This window comes from Campylobacter concisus, from assembly GCF_002914005.1.
GTDB classification, from domain to species: Bacteria; Campylobacterota; Campylobacteria; order Campylobacterales; family Campylobacteraceae; genus Campylobacter_A; species Campylobacter_A concisus_N.
On sequence record NZ_POZU01000061.1, the window covers coordinates 1 to 25,839 of the forward strand.

Sequence of the window (25,839 nt, forward strand, 5' to 3'; positions counted from 1 at the left end):
ATATGAGATGCGCCAAATAATGCATAAGTCCAAAACATTTTTTCTTTTGTTGTTTTTATTAATTTTGTGATAGATATAAATAAAAATAGTGATGCTGTTACGAATAATACTCTCAATAAATAGCTACGATAAATAAATAGCTGTTTAAACAGGTCATGATTATACATGATCTCTTCGTCGCTATAAAAATGATTCAATATCGTAAAGATAAAATCATCATTGTTAAAATTTCTTTCTCCTAGATACATAACAATTTTAAAAGTCAAAAGAGTTAAAATCACATATATTAAAATGAAAATAGTAAAAATTTTAAAATATGTTCTTAGTTTTGAGGAATTATAAACAGAACATATCAATGAAATAGCAAAAAATAAAAGTAGCCAACTGATAGAGTCGCAGGATGCTTTGAGGATAAGACTGAAATCACGATCAAGGGTTTTGTAAAGCCCTGAAACGAAAACTAGATACTTAAATATCGCCACAATACAAGATATAATCCCCAACTCTCTGGCACTTTTTAACATATATTTTTTTTCTTGTTGTAACGGTTCCAAATTTACTCCTTAAATTAAATTAGTTATTTTATTGTAATTAGTCTAAAAAATATTTAAATATTTTAAATCAGGTTAATTTATTTTAATTTGGTATTTATTTATCTCGTGACTGGCCTTAAAAAGTAGCTAGAAACCGCGCATATAAGCGATACTGCTGCGACAAAGTAAAATGAGTGTATAAGGCTAAAGATGTCAGCGATCTTGCCGATGACCGTTGCGAATATGCAACCATCGTTATACTAAGGCCAAGCATTACGCCTGAGGCTAGGCCGATTTGATTTGGTAAATAAAGCTGCGCAAGTGCGATTGAAGGGCTAAAAGATAGGCTGATGCAGGCACTCACACACATGGAAGCCGCGAGAAATAGCGCGTAGCTGTCGATAAAGAGCATCAGCACGACTAGTGGCGCAGCTATGCTTAGGCTTATTTTGATGAGCCTAACTAGGCCGTATCTATCGGCTAGTGCCCCACAAAATAACGTAGCTATCGCACCTGCAGCAAAAAACATACTTAAATTTACATTTGCAGCCTCTTTGCTAAGACCAAAAATTTTGTTGAGGTAGATGCTAAAAAATGCCGAAAAGCCAAATGTGACGATCGAGCGTGAAAATATACATAGACAAAGCCTCAAAAATGCGCCCAAATCGTCTTTTAGAACGCTTGTTTTTTGTGAAATTTGCTTTTTGTGATTGCCTTCTAGCGCTTTTATAAATTTGCCCTTTTTGAGGTATAAAAGTGTTAGCAAAATTTGAGGTATGATGAAGACCAGCGTCCCTTTTAGCCCAAAATTTCCCACAAAAACGGCGACTAAAATGGGCCCAGCCGCAAAGCCGACATTACCTCCAAAAGAAAATATACTTATGCTTTTAGCTCTATTTTTGGCGTTTGAGGCGTAGTTTACGATACTTGCGGCACTTGGGTGAAAGAGTGCGGCACCGATACCGCTTATCATCACACAGACCAAGATGAGGTAGTAGTTTGTGACAAAGCCAGCGAGGCTCATGCCCCCACCCGCAAGCAGCAGCCCAAGCGGGACGATGTAGGGTAGCTCTTTTTTGTCGCTTAGGCGGCCGATAAGTGGTTGGATGAGCGAACTTGCTAAATTTGTGGCGGTCACGAGCGAGGCGGCAGTAGCGTAGTCGTAGTGGTAGCTCGCGATAAAAAAGGGCAGCATCGCGCCAAGGGCACTTTGGTTTATGTCGCTACAAAAGTGCCCAAGCCCCATTAGATACTTTAAATTTTCCGCCTTTTTCATCTAAAATAGCCCTTTTAAAAGCCCCTTTAAATTTTGCTTTTCGCTGCTTGAGTTGCTATCTTTGCCGCCCAGCTTTTTGTCCAAAAATCTACCTATCTCTTTTTTGACCTTGCCCTCAAGATACTGCGAGCCAACATCGTATTTTAGGTTGTCTGTCGTGCCTGAAATTTTCACGTTTAGATCGGTCTTTTCAAGCCTGCAAACAAGCGGTGCGTTTAGCATTTTTGTGGCAGTATTATAAGTGCCGTTTGTAACCTTTATGTCGCTCTTTGGAGAGCTTAAATCCACGTTGAAGACGATATTATCGCCATTTATGTCACCATAAATTTTGCCGTCTTTGTAAATTTCTTTTGTGATGTCCTTGCCGGTGAAGGTTTTGATGTTGTTTGTGAGGTTTGTGCTGGCTAGGTGACCCTCTTTTAGCAAGATATCAAATTTGCCGACCTTTTGCTTTGTTTCGTAGTCAAATTTAGCATCGCCGTTGCCGTCATAGAGATGATCAAGCCCCAAAGTCTGCGTTAGGCCTTTAACCTCAAAGTTTTTTAACACCGCATCAAGTACGCCGCCTTTGTAGGTTGCCTCTAGTTTGCCCTTAAATAGATCATCTGAAGTGGCTTTTACGCTTAGATCATCCACTTTACCATTTGCCGTTACGATGGCTGTAAATTTACCGTGAAGCTCGCGGCCAGCTAAAAACGCAAGCTTATTTAGCTCATAAACCACCGCTTGAAGCTTTAAGCTTAGTGTGCTTTTGCTCACGTCAAAGCTGCCGGCTATGCCCTTTATATCAGCTAGTGAGCTAAGAAAGTCGCCACTAAATTTTGCTACGTCGCCTTTATAGTCTAAGCTCAAATTTGAGCTAAATTTCTCGTTTTCAGGGAATTTTTTATCAAGCATTTTGCTAAGCGCTGCGGCGTTAAATTTGCCATCATTTAAAGTGATCGTTGCAGTGACGCTTGGACTTTTGCTAAAGATATTTTGTCCCTTTGCCTGGACATTTGTCTTAGCGTTTGCCAGCCTGTCGTTGCCGCTAAGTGCCAAGATCTCTCCTAGCTGCGCCTCTTTTAGACTAAGACCTAGATTTTCATTTTTTATGGTGGCGTTTAGCTTGCCAGCAAAGGCATCGCCGCCTAAATTTAGCTCATCTATATTGCTATCTTTGACCTTCACATCGCCTGCAAGCGCCATCTTTGAGCCTACCTCAAAGCCGCTAACCGCTTTAAATTTCTCAGGGTCGCTAATGAGCAGGGCAAATTTGCTAAAAATTTGGCTGTTTTTTAGGTCATAAACGCCCTTTACATCCTTTAGCTCGCCAAGGTCGCTAAGCACGTTTGCGTCAAAATTTACAAGCTCGCCTTTTGCGGTGGCGCCACCCTTTAGCTCAAATTTCGCCGCATTTTTAAGTTTTGCAAGACCATTATTTATAAGGCCATTTTTTATCTCAAATTTAGCCTCGCCTGCAAGCTTTTTTAGCTCGTCAAAGCCGCTAAAATTTGCGTTTAAATTTATCTCTCCGTCTGCGTAGCTAGGCTGCAAGGCAAGCGCTAGAAGCTCTTTTAGCTTGATATTTGTGGCATTTAGGACTAAATTTTTACTATCGAAATTTGCATTTATCTTGCCGCCAAGGCCGTTTATGCCAGCCTTTAGGTTTTTAAGGGCGTTTTCTTGCATTGTAATTTCGCCGTTTGCATCCACAGTCCCGCTTAGCTGTTGATTTATAAGCTTGCCAAAAAGGGCAAGATCAGGCACATTTAGCGAAAAGTCACTCTTTAAATTTTTACTAGCTAAATCATAAGTCATCTCGTTTACTTTTAAAGTGGCTTCAGGTGCGATGATGAGGGTTTTTGCGCTCACTTCTTCATTTGCAAATTTAGCATTTACGCCACCTTTAAAGCTTATATCTTTTGCTAAATTTAGCCCAAATTCATTTTTAAGAATTTCTTTGTTTATCGCTGCGTCGCTTGCTAAAATTTGAGCGTTAATGATGGGCTCATTTTTCTCATCAAAGCCTTGCATACTGCTCGTTAGATCAAGCTTACCGCTAGCTAAATTTGGCTTTTTAGCAAGAGCTGAGATCTCAGAAAGCTCGATGTTTTTAGCGTCAAGATTTAGAGATTTTGGCAGGTAGTCTTTTAAATTTGCATTTAAATTTATGTTTGAGCCAAGCGCCGTGCCAGCTACCGCTAATTTAAAGTCACTAAATTTACCAGCAACGTTTGCTTTAAGCGCGACATCTTTTTTTAGACCAAGCTCGCTAGCCTTTGCCTTGTCGGCGTTTATATCTATGTTTAAATTCATACTTTGAGCAAGTAGTGAAAGCTCGCCATTTGCCTTTAAATTTATGGCATTCATCACGGTCGCTTCTAAATTTAGCGTGCTAAATCCTAAACTAAAATATTTAAATTTCACATCGATACCGCGAGTAAGTGCCTCTTTTTCTATTTTGCTGGCTATAAATTTATTACCAAAAGAGCTAAAGATAAAGCCAAAAATGCAAAGGATTATCAGCGCCAAAGCCGCTACTATATAGGCTATTTTTTTCATAAAATTCCTTTATATTAGTTTTACATATCATAAAACTTTAGTGCAAGTGACTAAAGTTTTAATAAAATTTAACTATAAATTATTGACTTTTTTAGAAAAAAGTGCTAGAATTTTATCACTCAAAAATAAAGAGTGCTAAAAAAGACAATTAAACCAAAAGGATGAACAATGAACTTTCAACCATTAGGCAAGCGTGTTCTAGTCGAACGCGTAGAGGAGACAAAGACCACAGCTTCGGGCATTATTATACCTGATAACGCAAAAGAAAAACCTTTAAGCGGTGAGGTAAAAGCAGTTGGTACTGAAGTAGAGGGTGTAAAAGTTGGTGATAAAGTTGTATTTGCAAAATACGGTGGTACTGAGATAAATTTAGATGATAAAACATATCTTGTTTTAAACATCGACGATGTTTTAGGCGTGATTAAATAATTTAAAAAGGAAAAACAATGGCAAAAGAAATTTTTTACTCTGATGATGCAAGAAACCGCCTATATGAGGGCGTAAAAAAACTAAATGATGCTGTGAAAGTGACAATGGGACCAAGAGGTAGAAATGTCCTTATCCAAAAGAGCTTTGGCGCTCCAAACATCACAAAAGACGGCGTTAGCGTGGCTAAAGAAGTTGAGCTAAAAGATACTATCGAAAACATGGGTGCAAGCCTAGTTAGAGAAGTAGCAAGCAAGACAAACGACCAAGCAGGCGACGGCACTACAACAGCAACTGTGCTAGCTCACGCGATATTTAAAGAGGGTCTTAGAAACGTAACTGCCGGTGCAAACCCTATCGAAGTAAAACGTGGCATGGACAAAGAAGTAGCAGCGCTTATCGAAGAGCTAAAAAATATCTCTAAAAAAGTTTCAGGCTCAAAAGAGATCGCACAGATCGCTACTATCTCTGCAAACTCAGATGAGAGTATCGGCAAACTTATCGCTGATGCGATGGAAAAAGTCGGCAAAGATGGCGTCATAACAGTAGAGGAGGCAAAGTCTATCCAAGACGAGCTAAGCGTTGTTGAAGGTATGCAGTTTGACCGCGGATATCTAAGCCCATACTTCATCACAAACCCTGAAAAGATGCAAGTTGAGCTAAGCAATCCATTTATATTGTTATTTGACAAGAAGATCACAAATTTAAAAGACTTGCTTCCAGTGCTTGAGCAAGTACAAAAAAGTGGCAAACCACTTCTAATCATCGCTGAAGATATCGAGGGCGAGGCACTTGCAACGCTTGTTGTAAATAAACTTCGTGGCGTGCTAAACATCTCAGCTGTTAAAGCTCCTGGCTTTGGCGACAGAAGAAAAGCGATGCTTGAAGATATCGCTATCTTAACAGGTGGCGAAGTCATCAGCGAAGAGCTAGGCAGAACACTAGAAAGCGCTACTATAAACGACCTTGGTCAAGCTTCAAGCGTAGTTATCGACAAAGATAACACAACTATCGTAAATGGCGCAGGCGAGAAGTCAGCGATAGACGCTAGAATAACTCAGATCAAAGCGCAAATCGCTGAGACTACAAGCGACTATGACAAAGAAAAACTTCAAGAGCGCCTTGCAAAACTAAGTGGCGGCGTGGCAGTTATTAAAGTAGGTGCTGCGACTGAAACTGAGATGAAAGAGAAAAAAGACCGCGTTGATGATGCTCTAAGCGCTACTCGTGCAGCTGTTGAAGAGGGTATCGTAGTAGGTGGCGGTTCAGCTCTTATCCTTGCTTCAAAGAGTGTAAATTTAAATTTACAAGGTGATGAGGCAATCGGCGCTGAGATCGTTAGAAGAGCGCTTCGTGCTCCACTTCGCCAAATCGCTGAAAACGCTGGCTTTGACGCAGGCGTAGTAGCAAATGCAGTTGAGACAAGCAAAGATGCAAATTTTGGCTTTAATGCTGCAACTGGCGAATATGTAAATATGTTTGAAGCTGGTATCATCGACCCAGTTAAAGTTGAGAGAGTCGCGCTACAAAACGCTGTTAGCGTGGCTAGCTTGCTACTAACAACTGAGGCAACTATCAGCGAGATAAAAGAAGAAAAAGCAATGCCTGCAATGCCTGACATGGGCGGAATGGGCGGAATGGGTGGCATGATGTAGCAGCCCTTTTCGAGCTAGAGCCTTCTAGCTCGAATTTATATTTAAACTTTAACCTCACTAAATTTATAAAATTATTTACTCCTTTTTAAATTTATTCTTGTATCATTTTGCTTTCTTTTAGGGAGAATTTACAATGAAATATGATGAAATTTTTAGAGAATACGACATCCGCGGCATTTTTGAGAAAGACTTGACAGAAGATAGCGTCAAGGCTATAGGGCTTGCTTTGGGTAAGAAATTTAATGAATTTGGCGTAAAAACTTTAAGTGTTGGCTTTGACGCAAGGCTAAGTGCTAGCACGCTTTTTAGGTATCTGCTAAGTGGCCTAAACAAGGCTGGCGGCTTTAAAATTTATAGCATCGGCTTACTTCCAACTCCTGTTGGCTACTTTAGCGTTTATGCTGATTATTTCGACGCAAATATCATGATCACTGGCTCTCACAACCCAAAAGAGTATAACGGCTTTAAGATCACTATCAAAAAAGATAGTTTTTTTGGCAAAGATCTGCAAATTTTAAAAGATAAAGTTAATGAGATAATCGCCTCTGGTGAGCAAATAGCAGACGATGAGAGCTGTGAGAAATTTAATATCTTAGAAAAATACGTTGAGTTTTTTGTAAAAGAATTTAGTGAGCTTAAAAATTTCAAAAAGCCTTTTGTCATTGACTGCGCAAATGGCGCTGTTGGCGTGAGCTTGGTGCCTATCGTCAAGGCACTTGGGCTAAATGCGAAAATTTTATATGAAGATCCAGACGGAAATTTCCCAAATCACCACCCAGACCCAAGTGAAAAAGAGAATTTAAAAGAGATATTTTCACTCATTGAAAAGAAGGAATTTGACCTTGGATTTGGCTTTGACGGAGATGGCGACAGGATCGCGGTTATAACGCCAAAAAGAGATATAAAAGGCGATGAACTAGCATATCTTTATGCTCTAAATATGAAACATCCAAAGGTGCTTGGCGAGGTAAAATGCTCGCAAAATATGTATGATGAGATCGCAAAAATAGGCGAAGTTTTCATGGGCAAGACTGGGCATAGCAACATCAAAAAAATGATGAAAGAGTTAAACGTAGATCTAGCAGCCGAAGTGAGCGGCCATATCTTCTTTAAAGAGCGATACTTTGGCTTTGATGATGCGCTTTATGCAATGATGAGGGTGCTTGAGCTAGTTCATAAAGGCTTTGACCTTGACGGTGAGCTTGATAAGATGCCGCTTGTCTTTAGTACCGATGAGATCAAGATAAAGACGACTGATGAGGCTAAATTTAAGATAGTTGCCAAGCTAAAAGAGTGCGTGAAAAACGAGAGTTGTGACCTGCCAAAGATAAAAAATATCATTGATATTGATGGTATAAGGATTCAGTTTGAAAATGGCTGGGCGCTGGTGCGTGCGTCAAATACAACGCCAGTTATTGTTACTAGATTTGAGGCAAAGAGTAAGGAGTTTCTAGAAGAGATCGAGCAAAAAGTAACAAATCTACTAAAGAGCTTAATGTAGCTTGCAAAGGCATTTTGGGCTAAATTTACTCCAAAATGCCTTTTAGAATTTTATTTAAATATTTAAAAACTAAGTTGTATCTTTCTCGCCTAGCTTTCGTGGGTTTCTTTTTTTGTGGGCTCTATATAATACATATTATCTAGAATTTAAATTTATAAAATACATGCGCCTTAGCCTTTTTGAATGTTCATGCGGATAATGCAATTTAAATCCACAAGTAACCTATCTATTGTCGGCATTCTTTTTTAAAAATAGCTCATTATTGCAAGGAGCTCGCCTACTAGCTTACTGCTCAGTCAGATATGCAAGTTTATGTATTTTATGACAATATCACCTACTGAGAAAGCCTACGAACATATTAGTTAAATTTAAAAGATAGAGAGATGGCGTAAAAATTTACGCCATTAAATTTTAGAGTTTGCCGCCTTCAACGACAAGTGATTCTGGATTGACGCTGTCACCATAGATCGGTTTTAGTGTAGCATCATAGTCTTTGTGGAAGAAATTTTCTTTTCCAAGCTCAATGATCTCATTGTTTAGCCAGTCAAGTAAAACTTTGTTACCTTTTTTAACAGCTGGTGCTATCACGTCCACATCACCAAGCGCTTCAACGCCTACAACAAAACCAGGAGTCTCTTTCGCCCAGGCAAAAAGCAAGGCGTTATCATGCGCTAGTGCAGCACCTCTTTTATCAACCAAAGCTGCAAATGTTTCAGTATTTTGGTCGTATTTTGCAAGCTTAATGTCAGGATAATTTTTTGTAAAAAACGCGTCTGCGGTTGTGCCCTTATTTACGATTAGGGTTTTGTCTTTTATCTCATCGATGCTCTTTATTACCGCACCTTCAGGGCTTACGATGCCAAGCGAAACCTTCATGTATGGAAGCGCAAAATCAACAACTTGTGCGCGCTCAGGTGTTTTTGTAAAATTTGCAAGCGTGATATCTACTTTATCAGCTACTAAAACTTCAACTCTACCAGCAGCCTCAACTAGCTCAAATTTTACCTTGCTCTCATCGCCTAGTAGGTCTTTTGCGATACGTTTTGCAAAGTAAATATCATAGCCTTGGTTTTTGCCGTCTTTATCGACGTAGCCAAATGGTGGTTTGTCGCTGAAAACGCCAATTCTTACATATCCGCGCTCTTTGATCTTTGCGATCGCATCAGCTTCGTTTGAAGCAGCTTTTGCCGTGTCGGCACCTTTGTCATTACCACAACCCGTTAGAAAGACGGTAGCGATTAATGCTAATAAGAAAAATTTAAATTTTCTCACTCTTTCTCCTTGTAAAAAAGTTAAATAAATAAGAGCGTTAAATTTTCGCTCTAAACGCATTTTGAAAAAAACGGCAAATTATCTCTTATTTTTTCTAAAACGAGAATAAATTTAGAAATTTCTTCGCGCGATCACTCTTTGGGTTGGTAAAAAATTCCTCTGGTTCGCTGATCTCCACGATCGCTCCAGCGTCCATAAATACGATCTTGTTTGCAACCGCCCTTGCAAAGCTCATCTCGTGGGTGACTATTAGCATTGTCATACCATCTTTAGCTAAATTTAGTATCACGTCAAGCACTTCTCTAACGATCTCTGGATCAAGCGCAGCCGTAACCTCGTCAAATAGCATAATTTCAGGGTTTAAGCAAAGGCTTCTTACTATAGCTATACGCTGCTTTTGGCCGCCACTTAGTTCCTTTGGATAGGCAAATTTCTTATCAAGCAGTCCAACCTTGCTTAGCCACATATCAGCGGTTTTTTCAGCCTCGGCCCTATCTCTTTTTTGTACTTTTAAAGGACCAAGAAGGACATTATCTATGACGTTCATGTGATCAAACAGCTCGTAGCTTTGAAAGACCATACCGACTTTTTGGCGGATCCTTTGCCAATCATTAAATTTAGCATCAATTACTTCGCCATCGATTATTATCTCGCCACTTGCGATGCTTTCAAGGCCGTTAATGCATCTAAGAGTTGTGCTCTTGCCACAGCCTGATGGGCCAAGAAGTACGACCACTTCACCGCTTTTTACCTCTAAATTTATATCTTTTAAGGCGTGAAGCTCTCCATAAAATTTATTTATTTTTTTAAGTTCTAGTATATTTTCGCTCATTTTAGCTCCATTTTTCTTCTAATTTTTTTGATAGTTTTGAGACTGGATAGCAGATCGCAAAATATAAAAAGAATATGAGCGTGTATATCCAAAATGGTGCCATAGGATTTGTAAATACATTTCGCTCGATGATCTGCTGACCGACCTTGACTACCTCCACAACACCGATTAGCACGACGATAGAGGTTGTTTTTATCATACGGCTTAGTAAATTTACAGCTCCAGGCACCAGCCTTCTTGTAGCAAGCGGGATTATGACGTGAGAGTAAATTTGAAATTTACTAAGCCCAAGTGAGGCAGCTGATTCAAATTGATGTTTTGGTATTGATGTTATTGCACCACGCACGATGTCCATCATTTCAAAAATTCCCCACAAGCTAAAGACGATGAGTGAGGCTGTAAATGCTGAAATGTGAATATCAAACGCCTTACTGACACCAAAATAAAATAAAAATAGCCAAACAATCTGAGGCATTATGCGAACGATTTCTAGGCAAATTTTTAAAATAAAATAGATAAATTTGTTTTTCATACTCATAAGCACGCCAAGCACTAAGCCACCGATTATAGAGATAAAGATAGAGATAAATGAAATTTCTGTGCTAATGACTAGACCGTCAAAGAGTCTTAGTAAATTTTGCGTGTCAAATAATATACTAACTCCTTGCATTTCTCACCCTTTTTTCGACATAGCTAAGCACCAGCGAGACTGGCAAGATGATGATGAGATAGCTAATTACTAGCATAAAAAGTGCCTCATCTGTCTTGTAATAAAGCCCGATAAGATCCTTTGCGACGTAAACTAGATCGGCAAGTGCCACGATGCTAACGATGCTTGTCTCTTTTAGTAAAAAGATAATATTTGCACTAATGCTTGGCACCGCTACACTAAATGCTTGAGGCAAGATAACATATCTTAAGAGCTGATTTTTGCTAAGTGCGATGCTAAGTCCTGCTTCTATCTGCGACTTTCTAACCGCCTCAAAACCAAGCCTAAAGCTCTCACTCATATAGCTACCACCAAGAAAGCTAAGCCCAGCGACCGCACAGGCAAAGCCGCTCATCGACACTCCAAGCTTTGGCAAGCCATAATATAAAAAGAAAAGCTGTATAAGAAGTGGCGTATTTCTTGAGAGCTCGACGTAGCAGTCAATCACTTTTGATAGAAATTTTAGCTTGTAAAATTTTACAGCCATACAAAAAATACCGATCAAAATAGAAAAAATGATCCCTAAAAAGGCGATCTCACAGGTAAGCACTCCGGCCTTAACATAAAGCGGATAAAATTTCTCAATAAACTCAAAATCCATAAAACTTTAATCCAATCTGAAAAATGGAGTTATTTTATCTTATAATCATAAATTTAAAACTAATTAGATATGATCTTGCTTTAAATTTAAGCTTGCAAAAAGGATAAAATTTGATCGATCTTTTTCAGATCATCGGCTTTTTAGGGATGATTTGTATCGTGATGGGCTACTTTTTACTTCAGATCGGCCGCCTAAATAGCCGCGATCTAGCCTATCAGATAATAAATTTAGCAGGTGCGGTGCTACTTATCATCTCGCTTTTTGTGCACTTTAACCTCGGTTCATTTTTGATAGAGGTCTTTTGGATATTCATTACGATTTATGGAATTTATAAAATTTATAAGGAGAGAGCGTGAGAGCTTACGCAGAGTGGGAAGAGCAGGAGCTTTTGTTTTTGTCGCTGCCACATAGTAAGAGCGACTGGGAGCCTTATTTAGAGGAGATTTTAGCTAGTTATGAAGAGCTAGTGGCTGCTATTACGCCGTTTGAAAAGGTAGTGCTCATCTGCCCTGATGAGGCAAATTTTTCTAGGTTTAAGAAATTTAAAAATGTTGAGTTTGTTAAGCTTGATACTGATGATACTTGGATCAGAGACTACGGTATGATCGACGTTTATGCTGAAGATGGCGTAAAGAGCTACGACTTTAAATTTAACGCTTGGGGCGGTAAATTTAAGAGCTCAAAGGATGATGCGATAAATTTAGAGCTAGCTAAAATTTACAAAACCAAGCTTGAGCCAGTTGATATGATACTAGAGGGTGGAAGTGTCGAGTTTAATGGAGATGGCGTGCTTTTAACCACCTCAAAATGCCTTCTAAATGAAAATAGAAACAAGACTCTTAGTAAAGAGCAGATCGAGGAGAAGCTAAAGAGTTTGTTTAGCTTAAAGTGTATCATCTGGCTTGAAAGTGGTTTTATAAAAGGCGATGACACAGATAGCCACATCGATACTTTAGCGCGTTTTATCACGCCTGATACTATCGCTTACGCAGCTTGCGATGACGAGAGTGACGAGCACTTTGATGAGCTAAAAAAGATGGAAGAAGAGCTTAAAAAAACTGGCTTTAAGCTGCTTGCTCTGCCACTTCCTAAGCCTAAATTTTATGAGGGTAAAAGGCTTGGCTGCACCTATGCAAACTTTATCTTTATAAATGGTGCGCTAATCGTGCCAACATATAACGACGAAAACGATGAAAAGGTGCTAAATTTACTAGCCCGTGCGCTTCCAGATAGAAAGATCATCGGTGTAAATTCGTTAGTTTTTGTCCGTCAAAATGGCTCGCTTCACTGCTCAAGCCAAAATAGATACAAAAGGGCTTAGCCTTGTCAAGTCCGTTTGATTATGAGTTTAACCGCATAAATAAGCAGGAGTGTACTCAGGGCGAAAATAAGGCCGTTATCGCAGCTGGAGCTTGCGCTTTTTTGCTCGCTCTTGTGAAATTTGCAGCTGGACTTTTTAGTGGCTCGGTCGCTGTGCTTGGCTCGGCGATTGACTCGATGCTTGATTTTATAGTTTCGCTTTTAAATTTATTTGCGCTTAGAAAGTCAAGAAAGCAAGCCGATGAGAGATTTAACTTTGGCTACACAAAGCTAGAGGCGTTAGCAGCGCTATTTGAGTGCGTCATCATCGTTGTGGCTGCTGGATATATTTTTTATGAGAGTATTAAAAAATTTAGCGAGCCAAATTTAGAGATAGACCTTGGCTTAAGCCTTGGTGTGATGGTTTTTTCGGTAGTTGTGACGTTATGTTTGGTGCTATTTTTAAACCAAATTTCTAAAAAAAGTGGCAATCTTATCATAAAAGCAGACGCACTGCACTATAAGATCGACCTTTTTAGCAACCTAGCTGTCATCATCTCGCTACTTATCATTAAATTTAGCGGATTTGTGATGATAGATGCGATCTTTGGTATTGTGATAAGTGGCTACATCGCTCAAAGCGCGATAAGCCTTGGCAAAGACGCTCTTGGTGTCTTGCTAGATCACGCAGCAAGCCCTGAAGTCACAGAGGGGATCATCAAGATGATAAAGGCAAAAGAAAGAATTTCTGATTTTCACTATCTAAACACAAGGCAGAGCGCAAATACCATATTTTTAACGCTACATTTAGTTTTTGACAAAGATATCTCGCTTTACGATGCGCATGAGGTGGCCGACTCGCTTGAAGCTGAGATAAGAGAGAAATTTAGGGATTATTCGTGGCAGATAACCACGCATTTAGACCCGTACAACGACAAAGAAGGGAAATGAGATGAAAGTAGCACTACTTCAACAAGAATTTAAAGGCACAAAAGAGGCAACTATCGCAAAGACGCTTGAGCTAATCGCTGAGGCAAAAAAAGGAGGTGCTGATCTCGTCGTCTGCCAAGAGCTGCACCAGACGCAGTACTTTTGCCAAAGTGAGGATACAAATTTCTTTGATCACGCAAATGACTGGCAAGATGACGTCGCTTTTTGGGGCAGGGTGGCTAAGGATAACGGCGTAGTTTTGGTCACTTCGCTCTTTGAAAAGAGGGCTGACGGACTTTATCACAACACCGCTTTTGTCTTCGAGCGTGACGGCAGTGTGGCTGGCAAATACCGAAAAATGCACATCCCTGATGATCCTGGATTTTACGAGAAATTTTACTTCACGCCTGGTGATATTGGCTTTGAGCCTATTGAAACTAGCCTTGGCAAGCTTGGCGTTTTGGTTTGCTGGGATCAGTGGTATCCAGAGGCAGCAAGGCTCATGGCGCTAAAAGGGGCAAAAATTCTTATCTATCCAACGGCCATTGGCTGGTTTGAGGGTGATAGTGATGATGAAAAGTCAAGACAGCTTGAAGCGTGGGTGGCAGTGCAAAGAGGCCATAGCGTAGCAAATGGCTTGCCGGTTGTTGCAGTAAATCGCGTGGGCTTTGAAAAAGATGATAGCGGCGTTATGGATGGGATTAAGTTTTGGGGAAATAGCTTTGTTTTCGGGCCACAGGGCGAGCAGCTTTTCCGTGCAAACAGCACAGATGAGCTTTGCAAGATCGTTGAGATAGATATGAAAAGAAGCGAAGAAGTCCGCAGAATTTGGCCATTTTTAAGAGACCGCAGGATCGATGCCTACGCAAATATCACAAAGAGATTTATCGACTAAATTTGGAGCTAGAATTTCTAGCTCTTTTAAAATGTAAATTTCTTATCCACTATGCGGACTATCCTGCCGCCAAGCCTCTTTGCCTGCTCTTCATTGTGCGTGGTGATGATGATGGTGTATCTTTGCGACAAGCTTTTTAAAAGCTCCTCTATAATCAAGATATTTTTCATATCAAGCGACGAACAAGGCTCGTCAAGCATGAGCACTTCAGGCTTTGTAGTTAGCATCCTTGCGATGCAAAGTCTTTGCTTTTGACCGCCGGAAAGTTTGCTAGCTGGCATATCTAGGTCACTTATCTCATCTAGCAAATTTACGCTTTTGAGCAGCTCTTCTACTCTTTTTTGCTTATCTTTTATGCTCCCCTCATAAAATTCCATCGCATAGGTCAAATTTCTCTCGACGCTAAAAGGAAAGAGCGTGGAGTCTTGAAAGAGTATGGCTAGCTTTCGTCTTAGCCAAATTTCGCCCTTATCTTTGATATTTTCACCTTTAAATAGGATCTCGCCGCTATATCTGCCGCCCTTTTGCTCTAAAAAGCCATTTAGCGCTGATAGAAATGTCGATTTACCACATCCCGAGCTACCCATTAGGCAGATGATCTCGTTTTCGGCGACGCTTAAATTTATATCTTTTAAAATTTCATTCTCTTGGTAAAAGATACTAAGATCTTTTATGTTTAAAATATCTGGCAATTTTCTCTCCTATATCAAATAAAACTACGGCTGAAAGCAGGTGCAAAATGATCAGTATAAAGATAAGTACAAGTGCCGTGGCGTAGGCATTTTGCGTTGCGACTGACTGGCTTAGGAGCATGTGCAGGTGAAATGGTAGTGCCATGACTGGCGAGAGCAGGCCTTCTGCCTTTGCCATGAAGACGACACCAGTTAAAAGTAGTGGCGCAGTTGCCCCTATAGCGTAGCTGCCAGCAAGTATCAAGATCGATATGATATTTTTTCTAATAGTTGGCAAAACAAGCTTTCTAGCCATGAAATTTTTATCAACGCCAAGCGCAAAGCTATCTCTTAACATCTTCTCATCGATCTGCGAGATTACCTTTTCTGTGCTAACTTCCACAAATGGAAAGACCATCAAAGCAAGCGTAATGCTAGCTGTTAGCAGACTTTTAGGGATATCAAGACTAACGATAAAAAGCCCATAAATAAACATCCCAAGCAAAATAGAAGGAATAGAAGCCATCGTTTGGATGATAAATTTAAGCCCAAGCTTGATCGTGCTAGAGGTGCAGTAAATTTGCCTATAAATGGCGCAGCTAACGCCAAGAAGCGCTGAAAATATCATAGATAGTATCATCAGCAAAAATGAGCCTATGATAGCGTTCCTTATGCCGCCACTCTCACCTAAATTTAAACCTTGCGGATTTTTAGTTAGAAAGTCTAAATTTATCTGAGAGATGCCATTTGCAAAGATGAAATAAAATATCCAAAACATCACCGCAACCACTATAAATACGCAAAGATAGGCGTAAAATTTGACTAGATGATCTTTAAAAGCGTTCATTGTTTTTCTCAAATTTAAAGATAAAAATATTTAGCATAAATATAAAAACAAGCAGGACAAGTCCGCTTGCAATAAGAGCGTGATAGTGCAGGCTGCCAGCTTCACTCATGCCCATTTCAAGGGCTATTAGAGATGGTATGGTCTGAGCTTTTGAGAGCAGGTGCGGAAAAAGCGGGGTGTTGCCTATGACCATCATCACAGCCATCGTCTCGCCAGCTGCTCTTGAAAATGCTAGTATAAAGCCTGAAATGCTAGCTTTTATAGATTTCCTAAAAATGACTTTTCTTATAAAATATCCAGTGCTTACGCCAAGCGCGTCTGAGTTTGTTTTGAAATTTTGTTTTAGCAGATCCACGCTTTGGAGCAAATGCGAGGTAAAAAAGGGCAGTATCATGACGCTAAGGATGAGGCTAGCTGCTAAGACTGACTCGCCAGCGGACATTTTTAACCCTGACTCTAAAATTTTTACAACCGTGTAAAGTGCGAAAAATCCATATATGATAGATGGTATGCCAGCTAGTATCCGTATCATCCAGTCTAGCACGTGCCTAAGCCAGGCGCTCGCAAAAAAGCAAATAAAAATAGTAACACCAAGCGAGATAAAAAATGAAAATATGCAAGCTAAAAACGCAACTACGAAATTTGCGACCAGGATATTAAACAGCCCAAAGCTAAAAGGCTCTGTGCTAACGTCCCAGTCGCCGTTTAGTAAGAAGTCAAAAAGGCTTACTTCTGCAAAGAAACTCGTGGAATTTATCAGTAAAAATCCCACAAGCAAAAGCAAAAGCATGGCGGATAAAAGTGTGAAAGCATATACCCCGCCTTTAAAAATTTGCCCTGTCATTGGCTATTTTACTGGTATAAATCCCATTTTTTCGATAGTCTTTTGACCTTCGGCTGAATTTAGCACGTCAACAAAAATTTGCTCGCTCTTGCTTAGATCGCCACTTTTTACAATGATGAGTGGGCGAGAGATGTAGTATTTGCCATCAACTATGTTTTTAACAGTTGGCTCGACGCCATCAACGTTTAGTGGTATTAGCTTGCCTTTGTTTTGGTTTGTGATACCAAAAGATGCGTAGCCAATAGCGTTTTTATTTTCGATTATTTTTGAGACAAGCGCGCCCATTGATGGTGATTGGATGACGTTTTTACTAACTTTGACATCTTTCATGATCTTTTTTTGAAATACCTCGTGAGCACCGCCACCAAGATCTCTTGTAACTACGACTATTTCGTCATTTGGTAGGGATTTGTCAAGGTCACTCCACTTTTTGTACTCGCCTGAGAAAATTTTGACGATCTCGTCTTTGCTTAAATTTCCGCCCTTTAGCTTTATCAGCTCATTTTCTGGGTTTACAGCCACGCAAAGTGCGTCTATGCCAAGCGTATAGGCTTTCATATCCTTTATCTTTGCTTTTTCGCTATCTTTTATATCGCGAGCTAGCATGCCAAAGTCAGCGACATGATCAAGCACGGCTTTCACGCCAGCGCCTGAGCCACCAGCTGAGACAAAGATGGTGATATTTTTGTTTGGTAAAGAGCTATCAACTTTGTCCCAAGTCTCGTACTTTTCAATAAAGTCGGTTGAAATTTTAGCGATGACTGGAGCCAGAGTAGATGAGCCACTAAAGCTAACTTGCGTTTTCTCATCCGCACCAGAAGCGAAATTTAGAGATAAAAGCAGCATAGAAGCAGCCAACATAAGTGATTTTTTCATAAAAACCTCCAAAATTTGATTGTTATTAACGTTTATAAAAGCTATTGATTAGTTGTAAATTTGCAACAGTTTTTCTAAAACTTAGAACTGCGGTGAATTATACAATAAAAAATGATATTTAAATAGCCGGTTTATCAAATTTATTTTGGCTGATAAAGAAATATAAATTTAATCTTAAGAAAATATTTTTTTAAGTCTTGATTGTGTAGAATGGTTGCAACTTTACTAAAACGGCATGAAAATATCATATTAAATAAGGTAAAAAGCTAAATTTATAGAATAAAATAGCCTTAAATTTTTTGAAAGGATCTTAGATGAAAACTACTTCTTTGGCACTTGCTGGCTTGCTTTTAGCAACAACTCTTTCAGCAAAAGAATTTATTAGTATCGGTACTGGCGGCATGACAGGTACTTATTATCCGATAGGTGGAGCGATTTGCCGTTTAGCAAACAAAAATACTAATGTAAAATGCTCAGTCCAATCAACTGGCGGCTCAGTCTATAACGTGAATAACGTCCTCAAAAAAGAGCTTACATTTGGTTTTGTTCAAAGTGATGTTGTCTATGATAAATTTAACGGCACTGGCAAATTTGACGGAGCAAAAGATGAAAATTTACGCTCAGTAGTTGCTATCTATCCAGAACTTCTTGCATTTGTTGTAGCAAAAGATAGCGGTCTTACAAGTGATCTTGCTTCATTTGCAGGTAAAAAATATAACGTTGGAAACCCAGGCAGTGGCAACGAAGTGAGCACGCTTGAAGTCTTTAAAGCAAAAGGCTTTGACGTTTCAAAACTAGGATATCGCGGCGTTTTAACAGTTGGCGAATGCCCACACGCACTAAAAGATAAAAAGATAGACGGATACAGCTTTGTCGTCGGCCACCCAACCGCAAACATCACTGATGCTGCGACATCTTTGCCGATCGATATCCTAAATATCGAAGGTAGCGAGATCGATAATCTTCTTAAAGAGAAGCCATACTTTGCAAAAGGTGTGATCCCAAAAGGCTCATATGACGGCGTTGATCACGATGTAAATACTATAGGTGTAAAAGCTGTTTTGGTAACTAATAAAGATACAAAAGATGAGGCTGTAAAAGCTGTGATAAAAGCTATTTTAGACAACTTTGATGAGTACAAAACTCTTCACCCAGCACTAAAATCAGTAAATAAAGAAGATCTTGTTCAAGGTCTTTCAGCTCCGCTTCATCCAGCTGCAGAGGCTGCATTTAAAGAGGCTGGTATTTTAAAATAATCCATTTCCAGGGGCTTTGCCTCTGGATAAAATTTAAATATGCAAATTTTTAATTTATATATTTAAATTTTAAAGGAGAGAGATGAACGAAGTCAAAGATAACGAAGAACAATTTGTCGAAGTAAAGACAAGGGAGATAAATAGCAATTTTTACAACTATTTTATTGCGATCGTATGCTTTTCTTGGTCAGTTTTTCAGCTTTATATAGCATATTTTCCGCTAAATACCAACATTTCGCGCTCAATACACTTGGCATTTGCGGTTGGGCTTGTATTTTTGCTATATCCAGTCACTTTTCATAAAAAGGCACATTCTAGTTTGCCATTTTACGATCTAGTTTTTTGTGTGGCAGGCGTTGTTGCTGTGCTTTATCCAGCGGTTTATTTTTATGAACTAGCTGATAGGACAGGGGACTACATCACGCAAGATATCGTCATATCGTTTTTAGCGATCATTGTCTTGCTTGAGGCTGGCAGGCGCGTAATGGGGCCAGCACTTCCAATTATTTGTATATTATTTTTGATATATGATCACTTTGGCCCTTATATGCCAGACATCATCGCTCATCAAGGTGCCAGCTTTGAAAAGATCGCAGGTCATATGTTTTTAACGACCGAAGGTATCTTTGGTGTACCTATCGGAGTTAGCGTTAGTTTTATCTATCTTTTTGTTCTTTTTGGCTCATTGCTTGAGAGGGCAGGAGCTGGGCAATATTTCATAAATTTAGCTTTCTCACTTCTTGGAAAATATAGAGGCGGTCCAGCTAAGGCTTCAGTTATCGCAAGTGGCTTAACTGGCATGGTTTCAGGAAGCTCCACTGCAAATGTTGTAACAGTTGGTACATTTACCATACCACTTATGAAAAAAGCCGGTCTTTCACGCACAAAAGCTGGAGCCATCGAGGTTGCAGCTGGCGTAAATGGCCAGCTTATGCCTCCGATCATGGGCGCAGCTGCTTTTATTATCGCTGAGTTTTTAGGCATGACATATACAAATGTCATGATGGCAGCGATTATCCCAGCGTTTGCTTGTTATTTGTCGCTATTTTTTATCGTTCATTTAGAGAGTGTGAAGCTTGGCTTAAAAGGTATAAATCAAAGCGAGTTTCACTCAAGATTTAAAATTTTTGTAAGCGGACTTCACTATATAACTCCGATTTTGATTTTGCTTTATACGCTATTAATCGCAAAAGAGTCAGCCATCGCTGCGGCATTTAATGCGATTGGATTTTTATTTTTAATAATGATCTTTCAAGAGCCAGTTAAAAAACTAGCAAGTGGCGAAAAAGTTGGAATAAATGATGTGTTAATAGGCTTTGAAGATATATTTTGGGCGATGGTTGCAGCCGCAAAAAGTATGACAACGATCGCTATAGCAACCGCACTTGCAGGTATCATCGTGGGTTCTATCTCTCTAACTGGTCTTGGTCAAGTACTTTCAGATCTAGTTGAGTTACTTGCTGGTGATAATATAGTTATGATATTGCTTCTTACTGCAATGATGTCACTTATACTAGGAATGGGTCTTCCAACGACGGCAAACTACATCGTAGTTTCAAGCCTTGTGGCACCTGTTATTTTATTTTTAGCGCATAAAAATGGCTTTTTGATCCCAGCCATTGCCGTACATCTTTTTGTATTTTACTTTGGAATTTTAGCTGATGATACGCCACCAGTTGGCATCGCAGCTTATGCAGCAGCTGGTATCGCTAAAGCAAATCCTATAACTGTCGGCGTTCAAGGATTCTTTTACGATCTAAGAACGGCGATCTTGCCATTTGCTTTTTTCTTTAACAACAAACTTATGCTAATAGAAAGCGTAAATGAGGGCGATCCGCTTGATTCAAAAGGGATCGTTTGGATGAGCAATCCGCTTGAAATTTTACTTGTCTTTGGTATGGCAATCGTGGGAATGTTTGCTTTTTCAAGCTTACTTCAAGGCTACTATGTCACAAAGCTTAGAATTTGGGAGCGTATTCTTTTGATTCCAGTTGTGCCACTAGCTCTTGTACCAAATATATGTGTGAAATTTAATCTTATACCAAACGAATACACTGCTTATATCGTAGCTGCTGTACTTTATGGATTTGTTTTTATGACTCAATGGGGCATTAAAGACAAGCCGCTTGATCAAATAAAAATAATCTAATCTTAGGCAAGATCACTCTTGCCTAAATTTCTAATATAAATTTTTTAGACTACCTTTATACTTTGAGTAATTTCTATTTAAAATAAGTGTTTTTTGGATTTTTTGTTTAAGGATATTGATGTAATAAATTTAAATGAGAAATTTTTAGGCTCGAAAGCCTAAAAATTATAGTTGTTTTGAGCGTCTTAGATCGCCTGCAAATTCGCAAGACATCTTATCGCCTAATTCGCAGCCTTTTACTAAAAATTCATAAGCTTTTTTAAATTCTTTAGCTTCTATCAAGATAGAACCTACCATCTCACAAGAATATCCATCATTCTTATCACAAGCTTTATTAAAAAGTTCTCTTGCTTTTTGCGGCTCAGTATTTAGATAAAGCCCACCAGCTGCCGAGCAACCTTCAACCTCGCCAGCTTCGCAAGCTTTATTATAGTACTCTAAGGCCTTGCTTGGATTAGGTAGAGCTGTTTTTCCTAGTTGGTAAATCGCTCCAACTTTTACGCAAGATTTTACGTCATTAGCTAAACATCCTGCTTCAAATTTAGCCAAAGCTTCTTTAAAATTTGAACCAGCATACGCTTTTAAGCCATCTTCAAAATCGCCTGCGAAAGCACAAGCAGCTAAGATTGAGATAAAAATCATTTTTTTCATTGAAATTCCCTTTTTGTGAATTAACATGCAATTTTAGCATATTAATTTTTACACTTACTTGATGAAAATAAATTACGCTCTTAAAATTCTTTCTTGCTCTTTATAATCAGGCATGATACGTTCTATAAATTTATAAAAGCTGCTTTGATGATGCGGATAGAGTAGGTGTGTTAGCTCATGAAGCACTACGTAGCGCACGGCTGAGATGGGCTTTTCGATGAGCCTTAAACTTAAGTTTATATATCCTTTTTTGTGATTGCAGCTGCCCCAGCGAGTTTTGCTATTTCGTATGACGATGCGCTTGATTGGCTTATTTATAAAAGGCTGAAAATGGCTTACAAGCTCTAAAAATAGCTCTTTTGCTCTTACTTTTTTAAAACACTCAAGGCTTTTTAAATTTGGCGTAAAGACAAACTCGCCATCAAAAAATGGCTCTTTAAAATTTTCATCAAATTTTATCTTATAAACTTGTCCAAGAAATTTCATCTCATCATCTTTTGGCAAATTTACAAGAGCTTTTTTGTAAGTATTTTCAAGCCAAATTTTATGCATCTCAAGAAAGCTAAGAGCTATCTTTTGTGTGCTGTAAAATGGCATAGATAGCGTGATCTTAGCGTCCTTGCCAACTCTTAAACGCATGGATTTTACATTTGTTTTAAAATTTATTAAAACGCTTAGCCCATAAAAGTCTAAATTTATGCTCTTTTGCTTTAAACTAGGCGTTTTTCTTGCCATTTTTTGCTTCTCCAACGCCATGTATTTGCAAGGCCTCTTAGCCATTCATCAGCACAAAACCCTATCCAAACGCCGATAATTCCCCAGCCAAGGTAGATGCCTAAGAAATATCCAAGTGGCAGCGAAAGCCCCCACATAAAGATAAGGCCAGTCGCAAGAGGAAATTTTGCATCACCGCTTGCACGAAGGGCATTTACGATGACTATGTTAAAGGTTCTACCCGCTTCAAGAAATATCGAAAGTGTAAAAAGCGGTAGCATGATCGCACGTAAATTTTCGTTTAAATTTAGTGCGTCCATGATTTGATGCTTTAGCGCATAAGCTATAAGTACGACTACTAGCGTTATAAAAACGCCGAGTCTTAGCGCCTTAAATGTCCTTGTATAGGCCTCGTTAAACTCACTTGCTCCAACTAAATGTCCTACAATGACCTCGTTTGCCACGCTAATGCTTGCTCCACAAAGCAAGATAAGAAGCGTGATCTGAAAGTAGATAGTTTGCACGCTAAGGCTAGCCTCGCCCATGCTTGCCACAAAGCCAAAAGCGACCATGTATTGTGCCATCCAGAGTAAATTTTCGCCTGCACTTGGAAGGCCGATTGAGAGGATTTTCTTTAAAATTTCAAATGGCACGACAAGTAGCTTTTTAAAGTAAATTTTAACTTTTGCCTTTTGACTTAGCATATAAGCTAGCACAAAAATGCCTACTAATCTGCCAACAAGTGTCGAGAGAGCGACTCCTTGTAGGCCTAAATTTGGTAGATTAAACCAACCAAAAAGGGAGATAGCATTGCCTAAAATCGTAATTACGTTCATTAAAACTGAAGTTAGCATAACAGCAGTTGCTAGGTTATAAACACGAAGTACCGCAGCTAGCACCATTCCGATACCATCAAAGAGCAAGGCAAAACCAAGGATATGCAGGTATGAGAAGCTATCATTTATAAGCTCTTTTGGCACGTTTAGTAAATTTAAGATGTTGTAGCCAAAGACGTAGATGACGATAGCTGAGAAGATACCAAAGAGCGTATTTGACGTGATACTTGCGTGTATGACGTTTGAAGCAAGATCGTTCTTTTTAGCTCCCAGTGCTTGGGCTACTACTACCGAACAGCCAATGCTTAGAAAGTTAAAAATAGTCATAAAAAGATCCATCACTTGGTTGCCTGCACCCATGGCGCCAACTAGGTGCACGCTCACTTTCGTTACCATGTAGGTGTTGATGATAAGCGTAATGAAGTGTAAAAACATATCCAAAAATATCGGAACTACGAGTTTTCTCATAGATAAGTTCATTAAATTTTCCTTAATTATTTTAAAAATTTTGGCGATTATAGCCAAAATTAGGTTTTAGCTCCCTTTTGATATAATCGCGAGAAATTTAAAAAATGAGAGAAAAATGGCATTAATCGACCTGATAGGCGTAAGTAAAAAATTTGGTGCAAATGAGATTTTAAACGCTGTAAATTTTAGTGTAAATGAAAATGAAAAAATAGCGATCATCGGTAAAAATGGCAGCGGTAAAAGCACGCTTATGAAGATCATCTCTGGCGAAGTGGCAGCTGATAGTGGCAGACGCATAGTGCAAAGCCTAATAAGCGTCGAGATGCTAGCTCAAACTCCAAATTTTAACGCAACTTTTACCGTAAGGCAGGCACTAAATAACGAGCTAAAAGAGATATTTGATGCGATAAGCGAGTATGAAAAAAGTGGCGTCTTGCTAGCAAATGATCCTGAAAACAAAGAAATTTTAAAAGAGCAAGAGAGGCTTTTAAAATTTATAGAGGCAAAGGATGGCTGGAATATCGAGTACAAGATCGAGCGAATTTTGCAAGAATTTAAGCTAAAAGAGTATGAAAATAGACCCATTTGCTCGCTAAGTGGCGGCGAGATCAGACGCGTAGCACTGGGTGCTCTCATCCTTAAAAAGCCAGATGTCTTGCTGCTTGACGAGCCGACAAACCACCTTGATGTCTATATGGTCAAATTTCTTGAGGATATGCTAAAGAGCTCAAATCAAAGCATAGTTTTTATAAGCCACGATAGGTATTTTATCGATGCACTGGCAACCAGGTGCGTTGAGGTCGAGGATGCAAGCTTAAAAAATTTCGAGGGCGGATATGCAAACTATCTAACCAAAAAAGAGGAAATTTTAGCAAGCCTTGCAAAGTCGCATGAAACGCTACTAAAGCAGCTAAAAGCTGAAGAGGAGTGGCTAAGGCGCGGCGTAAAAGCTAGACTAAAACGAAATGAAGGCAGAAAAGAGCGAGTGCTCGCCATGCGCGAGGAGGCCAAGAAAAACCCAGGCGTGATAAGACGCGTGAGGCTTGAGCTTGAGCGCGCGAGTAAAAATTTCAACCAAACGCAGAGCCAAAACCGCAAAAAAATGCTCTTTGAGTTTAAAAATTTAAGCAAAAGCATAGATGGTAAGGTGCTTTTTGAAAAATTTGACGCAAGAGTTTTGCAAGGCGAGAGGATCGCCATAGTCGGGCGAAATGGTAGCGGCAAAAGCACGCTACTTAAAATTTTGCTAGGGCTTGAAAAGCAAAGTAGCGGCGAGATAAAAAGAGGCGAGGTGAGCATCGGCTACTTTGATCAAGCTAGAAATGTCCTTGATGATGAGAAGAGCCTTATAGAGACATTTTGCCCAAATGGCGGCGATCACGTGCTGGTTCGTGGGCGAAATATGCACGTATATGGTTATCTTAAAAATTTCCTCTTTCCAAAGGAATTTCTAGACAAAAAGATAGGTGTTTTAAGTGGCGGCGAGAAAAACCGCGTGGCACTCGCACTTCTTTTTACTAAAACTTACGATGTGCTGGTCCTTGACGAGCCGACAAACGATCTAGATATCGCAACTATAAACATCTTAGAAGACTACTTGCAAAGCTTTGAGGGAGCGATCTTACTAGTTAGCCACGATAGATATTTTGTTGATAAGATGGCAAATAAGCTTTGGGCGTTTGAGGGCACAAAGATAAATGTCTTACATGAAGAGTATAGCGTTTATTTGGAACTTGAAGATGAGCTAAAAGAGCTTGATAAATTTGAAAAAGAGCTCTCAAATAGTCAAAATGAAGCCAAGCAAAAGAGTAAAACTAGCGCAAAGCTAAGCTACAAACAAACACAAATTTTAAGCACATATCCAGATAAAATTTCAGCTCTTGAAGCAAGAGTGGCTGAGCTAAATGAGGGGCTTAGCGATCCTAAAATTTATCAAGAAGTGGGACTTACCAAGCTTTATGAAGAGCTTGAAAAGGCAAAAGCCGAGCTTGAAAGCCTAGAAAATGAGTATTTTGAAGTTTTAGAGATCGCCGAGGAGCTAGAGTAGCTTGAAA

At 39.3% G+C, this 25,839-nt stretch carries 24 protein-coding genes; 10 read left to right on the forward strand and 14 right to left on the reverse strand.

Features of this window, described 5'->3' with window-relative positions; all coding sequences use genetic code 11:
• The 3 genes from CYP54_RS06555 to CYP54_RS06565 form a co-directional block, all read right to left on the reverse strand.
• The coding region (locus tag CYP54_RS06555) for a hypothetical protein (RefSeq protein ID WP_141108516.1) at window positions 1-554 on the reverse strand (554 nt) is incomplete at its 3' end.
• Between the two features lie 115 nt (window positions 555-669).
• Window positions 670-1,809, reverse strand: a complete 1,140-nt coding sequence (locus CYP54_RS06560) for an MFS transporter (protein WP_181001538.1) — start codon at window positions 1,807-1,809, stop codon at window positions 670-672.
• A complete protein-coding gene (locus tag CYP54_RS06565) occupies window positions 1,810-4,353 on the reverse strand; it encodes a translocation/assembly module TamB domain-containing protein (protein ID WP_103604638.1) in 2,544 nt (847 codons plus the stop codon).
• A gap of 168 nt (window positions 4,354-4,521) precedes the next feature.
• Here CYP54_RS06565 and groES point away from each other — a divergent pair, with 168 nt between their 5' ends.
• From groES to CYP54_RS06580, 3 genes are all read left to right on the forward strand, one after another.
• Window positions 4,522-4,782 (forward strand): co-chaperone GroES, encoded by a 261-nt coding sequence (groES, locus tag CYP54_RS06570; RefSeq protein ID WP_087577938.1) that lies wholly within the window; start codon window positions 4,522-4,524, stop codon window positions 4,780-4,782.
• A gap of 17 nt (window positions 4,783-4,799) precedes the next feature.
• Complete coding sequence (gene groL / locus CYP54_RS06575; RefSeq protein ID WP_103604639.1) at window positions 4,800-6,434, forward strand: chaperonin GroEL; 1,635 nt, start codon at window positions 4,800-4,802, stop codon at window positions 6,432-6,434.
• 133 nt (window positions 6,435-6,567) lie between these two features.
• On the forward strand, window positions 6,568-7,935 hold the full coding sequence (locus tag CYP54_RS06580; protein ID WP_103604640.1) for a phosphomannomutase/phosphoglucomutase: 1,368 nt from the start codon (window positions 6,568-6,570) through the stop codon (window positions 7,933-7,935).
• Window positions 7,936-8,346: 411 nt separating this feature from the next.
• Here the strand turns inward: CYP54_RS06580 and CYP54_RS06585 are convergent, their stop codons facing one another.
• The 4 genes from CYP54_RS06585 to CYP54_RS06600 all read right to left on the reverse strand — a co-directional run bounded on the left by CYP54_RS06585 (window position 8,347) and on the right by CYP54_RS06600 (window position 11,349).
• Window positions 8,347-9,207 (reverse strand): cysteine ABC transporter substrate-binding protein, encoded by an 861-nt coding sequence (locus CYP54_RS06585; RefSeq protein ID WP_103604641.1) that lies wholly within the window; start codon window positions 9,205-9,207, stop codon window positions 8,347-8,349.
• Window positions 9,208-9,301: 94 nt separating this feature from the next.
• On the reverse strand, window positions 9,302-10,039 hold the full coding sequence (locus CYP54_RS06590; protein ID WP_021091230.1) for an amino acid ABC transporter ATP-binding protein: 738 nt from the start codon (window positions 10,037-10,039) through the stop codon (window positions 9,302-9,304).
• Between the two features lies 1 nt (window position 10,040).
• Window positions 10,041-10,709, reverse strand: coding sequence for an amino acid ABC transporter permease (locus CYP54_RS06595; protein WP_103604642.1), 669 nt, complete (start codon window positions 10,707-10,709; stop codon window positions 10,041-10,043).
• Entirely contained in the window at window positions 10,696-11,349 is a 654-nt protein-coding gene (locus CYP54_RS06600; protein ID WP_103559227.1) for an amino acid ABC transporter permease, read from the reverse strand. Before CYP54_RS06600 ends, CYP54_RS06595 begins: the two co-directional genes overlap by 14 nt.
• A gap of 110 nt (window positions 11,350-11,459) precedes the next feature.
• On the opposite strand from CYP54_RS06600, the gene CYP54_RS06605 reads away from it, so the two are divergent.
• From CYP54_RS06605 to CYP54_RS06620, 4 genes are read left to right on the forward strand one after another with little or no spacing between them, the layout of a single operon-like run.
• Window positions 11,460-11,705, forward strand: a complete 246-nt coding sequence (locus CYP54_RS06605) for a CBU_0592 family membrane protein (protein WP_084110060.1) — start codon at window positions 11,460-11,462, stop codon at window positions 11,703-11,705.
• Window positions 11,702-12,670, forward strand: coding sequence for an agmatine deiminase family protein (locus CYP54_RS06610; protein ID WP_103604643.1), 969 nt, complete (start codon window positions 11,702-11,704; stop codon window positions 12,668-12,670). Before CYP54_RS06605 ends, CYP54_RS06610 begins: the two co-directional genes overlap by 4 nt.
• A 2-nt stretch (window positions 12,671-12,672) precedes the next feature.
• Entirely contained in the window at window positions 12,673-13,599 is a 927-nt protein-coding gene (locus CYP54_RS06615; protein ID WP_103604644.1) for a cation diffusion facilitator family transporter, read from the forward strand.
• A 1-nt stretch (window position 13,600) separates the two neighbouring features.
• Window positions 13,601-14,473 carry a carbon-nitrogen hydrolase gene (locus CYP54_RS06620; RefSeq protein ID WP_103604645.1) on the forward strand — a complete coding sequence of 291 codons (873 nt, stop codon included), beginning with the start codon at window positions 13,601-13,603 and terminating at the stop codon, window positions 14,471-14,473.
• 26 nt (window positions 14,474-14,499) lie between these two features.
• On the opposite strand, the gene CYP54_RS06625 is transcribed toward CYP54_RS06620, so the two are convergent.
• Genes CYP54_RS06625 through CYP54_RS06640 form a run of 4 tightly spaced genes read right to left on the reverse strand, consistent with a single transcriptional unit; the run spans window position 14,500 to window position 17,711 of the window.
• On the reverse strand, window positions 14,500-15,165 hold the full coding sequence (locus CYP54_RS06625; protein ID WP_103604646.1) for a phosphate ABC transporter ATP-binding protein: 666 nt from the start codon (window positions 15,163-15,165) through the stop codon (window positions 14,500-14,502).
• Complete coding sequence (locus tag CYP54_RS06630) at window positions 15,134-15,991, reverse strand: PstA family ABC transporter permease (RefSeq protein ID WP_103604647.1); 858 nt, start codon at window positions 15,989-15,991, stop codon at window positions 15,134-15,136. Before CYP54_RS06630 ends, CYP54_RS06625 begins: the two co-directional genes overlap by 32 nt.
• Window positions 15,978-16,835: a phosphate ABC transporter permease subunit PstC gene (pstC, locus tag CYP54_RS06635; protein ID WP_103604648.1), complete on the reverse strand. Its 858-nt coding sequence runs from the start codon at window positions 16,833-16,835 to the stop codon at window positions 15,978-15,980. Before pstC ends, CYP54_RS06630 begins: the two co-directional genes overlap by 14 nt.
• A gap of 3 nt (window positions 16,836-16,838) precedes the next feature.
• Entirely contained in the window at window positions 16,839-17,711 is an 873-nt protein-coding gene (locus CYP54_RS06640) for a phosphate ABC transporter substrate-binding protein (RefSeq protein WP_103604649.1), read from the reverse strand.
• A gap of 314 nt (window positions 17,712-18,025) precedes the next feature.
• Here CYP54_RS06640 and CYP54_RS06645 point away from each other — a divergent pair, with 314 nt between their 5' ends.
• The gene (locus CYP54_RS06645; RefSeq protein WP_072594373.1) at window positions 18,026-18,967 is read left to right on the forward strand and encodes a TAXI family TRAP transporter solute-binding subunit; all 942 of its coding nucleotides are present in this window, start codon (window positions 18,026-18,028) and stop codon (window positions 18,965-18,967) included.
• An 82-nt stretch (window positions 18,968-19,049) separates the two neighbouring features.
• On the forward strand, window positions 19,050-21,116 hold the full coding sequence (locus CYP54_RS06650) for a TRAP transporter permease (RefSeq protein ID WP_103604650.1): 2,067 nt from the start codon (window positions 19,050-19,052) through the stop codon (window positions 21,114-21,116).
• Window positions 21,117-21,281: 165 nt separating this feature from the next.
• Here CYP54_RS06650 and CYP54_RS06655 read toward each other — a convergent pair whose 3' ends face one another.
• The 3 genes from CYP54_RS06655 to CYP54_RS06665 form a co-directional block, all read right to left on the reverse strand.
• Window positions 21,282-21,767, reverse strand: coding sequence for a tetratricopeptide repeat protein (locus CYP54_RS06655; RefSeq protein ID WP_103604651.1), 486 nt, complete (start codon window positions 21,765-21,767; stop codon window positions 21,282-21,284).
• 72 nt (window positions 21,768-21,839) lie between these two features.
• A complete protein-coding gene (locus CYP54_RS06660) occupies window positions 21,840-22,523 on the reverse strand; it encodes a M48 family metallopeptidase (RefSeq protein WP_103604652.1) in 684 nt (227 codons plus the stop codon).
• On the reverse strand, window positions 22,478-23,797 hold the full coding sequence (locus CYP54_RS06665; RefSeq protein WP_103604653.1) for an MATE family efflux transporter: 1,320 nt from the start codon (window positions 23,795-23,797) through the stop codon (window positions 22,478-22,480). Before CYP54_RS06665 ends, CYP54_RS06660 begins: the two co-directional genes overlap by 46 nt.
• Before the next feature lie 103 nt (window positions 23,798-23,900).
• Between CYP54_RS06665 and abc-f the strand changes: the two genes are divergently transcribed.
• The gene (gene abc-f, locus CYP54_RS06670) at window positions 23,901-25,832 is read left to right on the forward strand and encodes a ribosomal protection-like ABC-F family protein (protein ID WP_103604654.1); all 1,932 of its coding nucleotides are present in this window, start codon (window positions 23,901-23,903) and stop codon (window positions 25,830-25,832) included.
• Window positions 25,833-25,839 lie beyond the last annotated feature (7 nt).

What these genes read in the sequence shown, in the direction of transcription:
- CYP54_RS06560 (WP_181001538.1), bottom strand. Translation starts at nt 1,809, where the DNA reads ATGAAAAAGGCGGAAAATTTAAAGTATCTAATGGGGCTTGGGCACTTT.
- CYP54_RS06565 (WP_103604638.1), bottom strand. Translation starts at nt 4,353, where the DNA reads ATGAAAAAAATAGCCTATATAGTAGCGGCTTTGGCGCTGATAATCCTT.
- groES (WP_087577938.1), top strand. Translation starts at nt 4,522, where the DNA reads ATGAACTTTCAACCATTAGGCAAGCGTGTTCTAGTCGAACGCGTAGAG.
- groL (WP_103604639.1), top strand. Translation starts at nt 4,800, where the DNA reads ATGGCAAAAGAAATTTTTTACTCTGATGATGCAAGAAACCGCCTATAT.
- CYP54_RS06580 (WP_103604640.1), top strand. Translation starts at nt 6,568, where the DNA reads ATGAAATATGATGAAATTTTTAGAGAATACGACATCCGCGGCATTTTT.
- CYP54_RS06590 (WP_021091230.1), bottom strand. Translation starts at nt 10,039, where the DNA reads ATGAGCGAAAATATACTAGAACTTAAAAAAATAAATAAATTTTATGGA.
- CYP54_RS06595 (WP_103604642.1), bottom strand. Translation starts at nt 10,709, where the DNA reads ATGCAAGGAGTTAGTATATTATTTGACACGCAAAATTTACTAAGACTC.
- CYP54_RS06600 (WP_103559227.1), bottom strand. Translation starts at nt 11,349, where the DNA reads ATGGATTTTGAGTTTATTGAGAAATTTTATCCGCTTTATGTTAAGGCC.
- CYP54_RS06620 (WP_103604645.1), top strand. Translation starts at nt 13,601, where the DNA reads ATGAAAGTAGCACTACTTCAACAAGAATTTAAAGGCACAAAAGAGGCA.
- CYP54_RS06630 (WP_103604647.1), bottom strand. Translation starts at nt 15,991, where the DNA reads ATGAACGCTTTTAAAGATCATCTAGTCAAATTTTACGCCTATCTTTGC.
- pstC (WP_103604648.1), bottom strand. Translation starts at nt 16,835, where the DNA reads ATGACAGGGCAAATTTTTAAAGGCGGGGTATATGCTTTCACACTTTTA.
- CYP54_RS06640 (WP_103604649.1), bottom strand. Translation starts at nt 17,711, where the DNA reads ATGAAAAAATCACTTATGTTGGCTGCTTCTATGCTGCTTTTATCTCTA.
- CYP54_RS06645 (WP_072594373.1), top strand. Translation starts at nt 18,026, where the DNA reads ATGAAAACTACTTCTTTGGCACTTGCTGGCTTGCTTTTAGCAACAACT.
- CYP54_RS06650 (WP_103604650.1), top strand. Translation starts at nt 19,050, where the DNA reads ATGAACGAAGTCAAAGATAACGAAGAACAATTTGTCGAAGTAAAGACA.
- CYP54_RS06655 (WP_103604651.1), bottom strand. Translation starts at nt 21,767, where the DNA reads ATGAAAAAAATGATTTTTATCTCAATCTTAGCTGCTTGTGCTTTCGCA.
- CYP54_RS06660 (WP_103604652.1), bottom strand. Translation starts at nt 22,523, where the DNA reads ATGGCGTTGGAGAAGCAAAAAATGGCAAGAAAAACGCCTAGTTTAAAG.
- CYP54_RS06665 (WP_103604653.1), bottom strand. Translation starts at nt 23,797, where the DNA reads ATGAACTTATCTATGAGAAAACTCGTAGTTCCGATATTTTTGGATATG.
- abc-f (WP_103604654.1), top strand. Translation starts at nt 23,901, where the DNA reads ATGGCATTAATCGACCTGATAGGCGTAAGTAAAAAATTTGGTGCAAAT.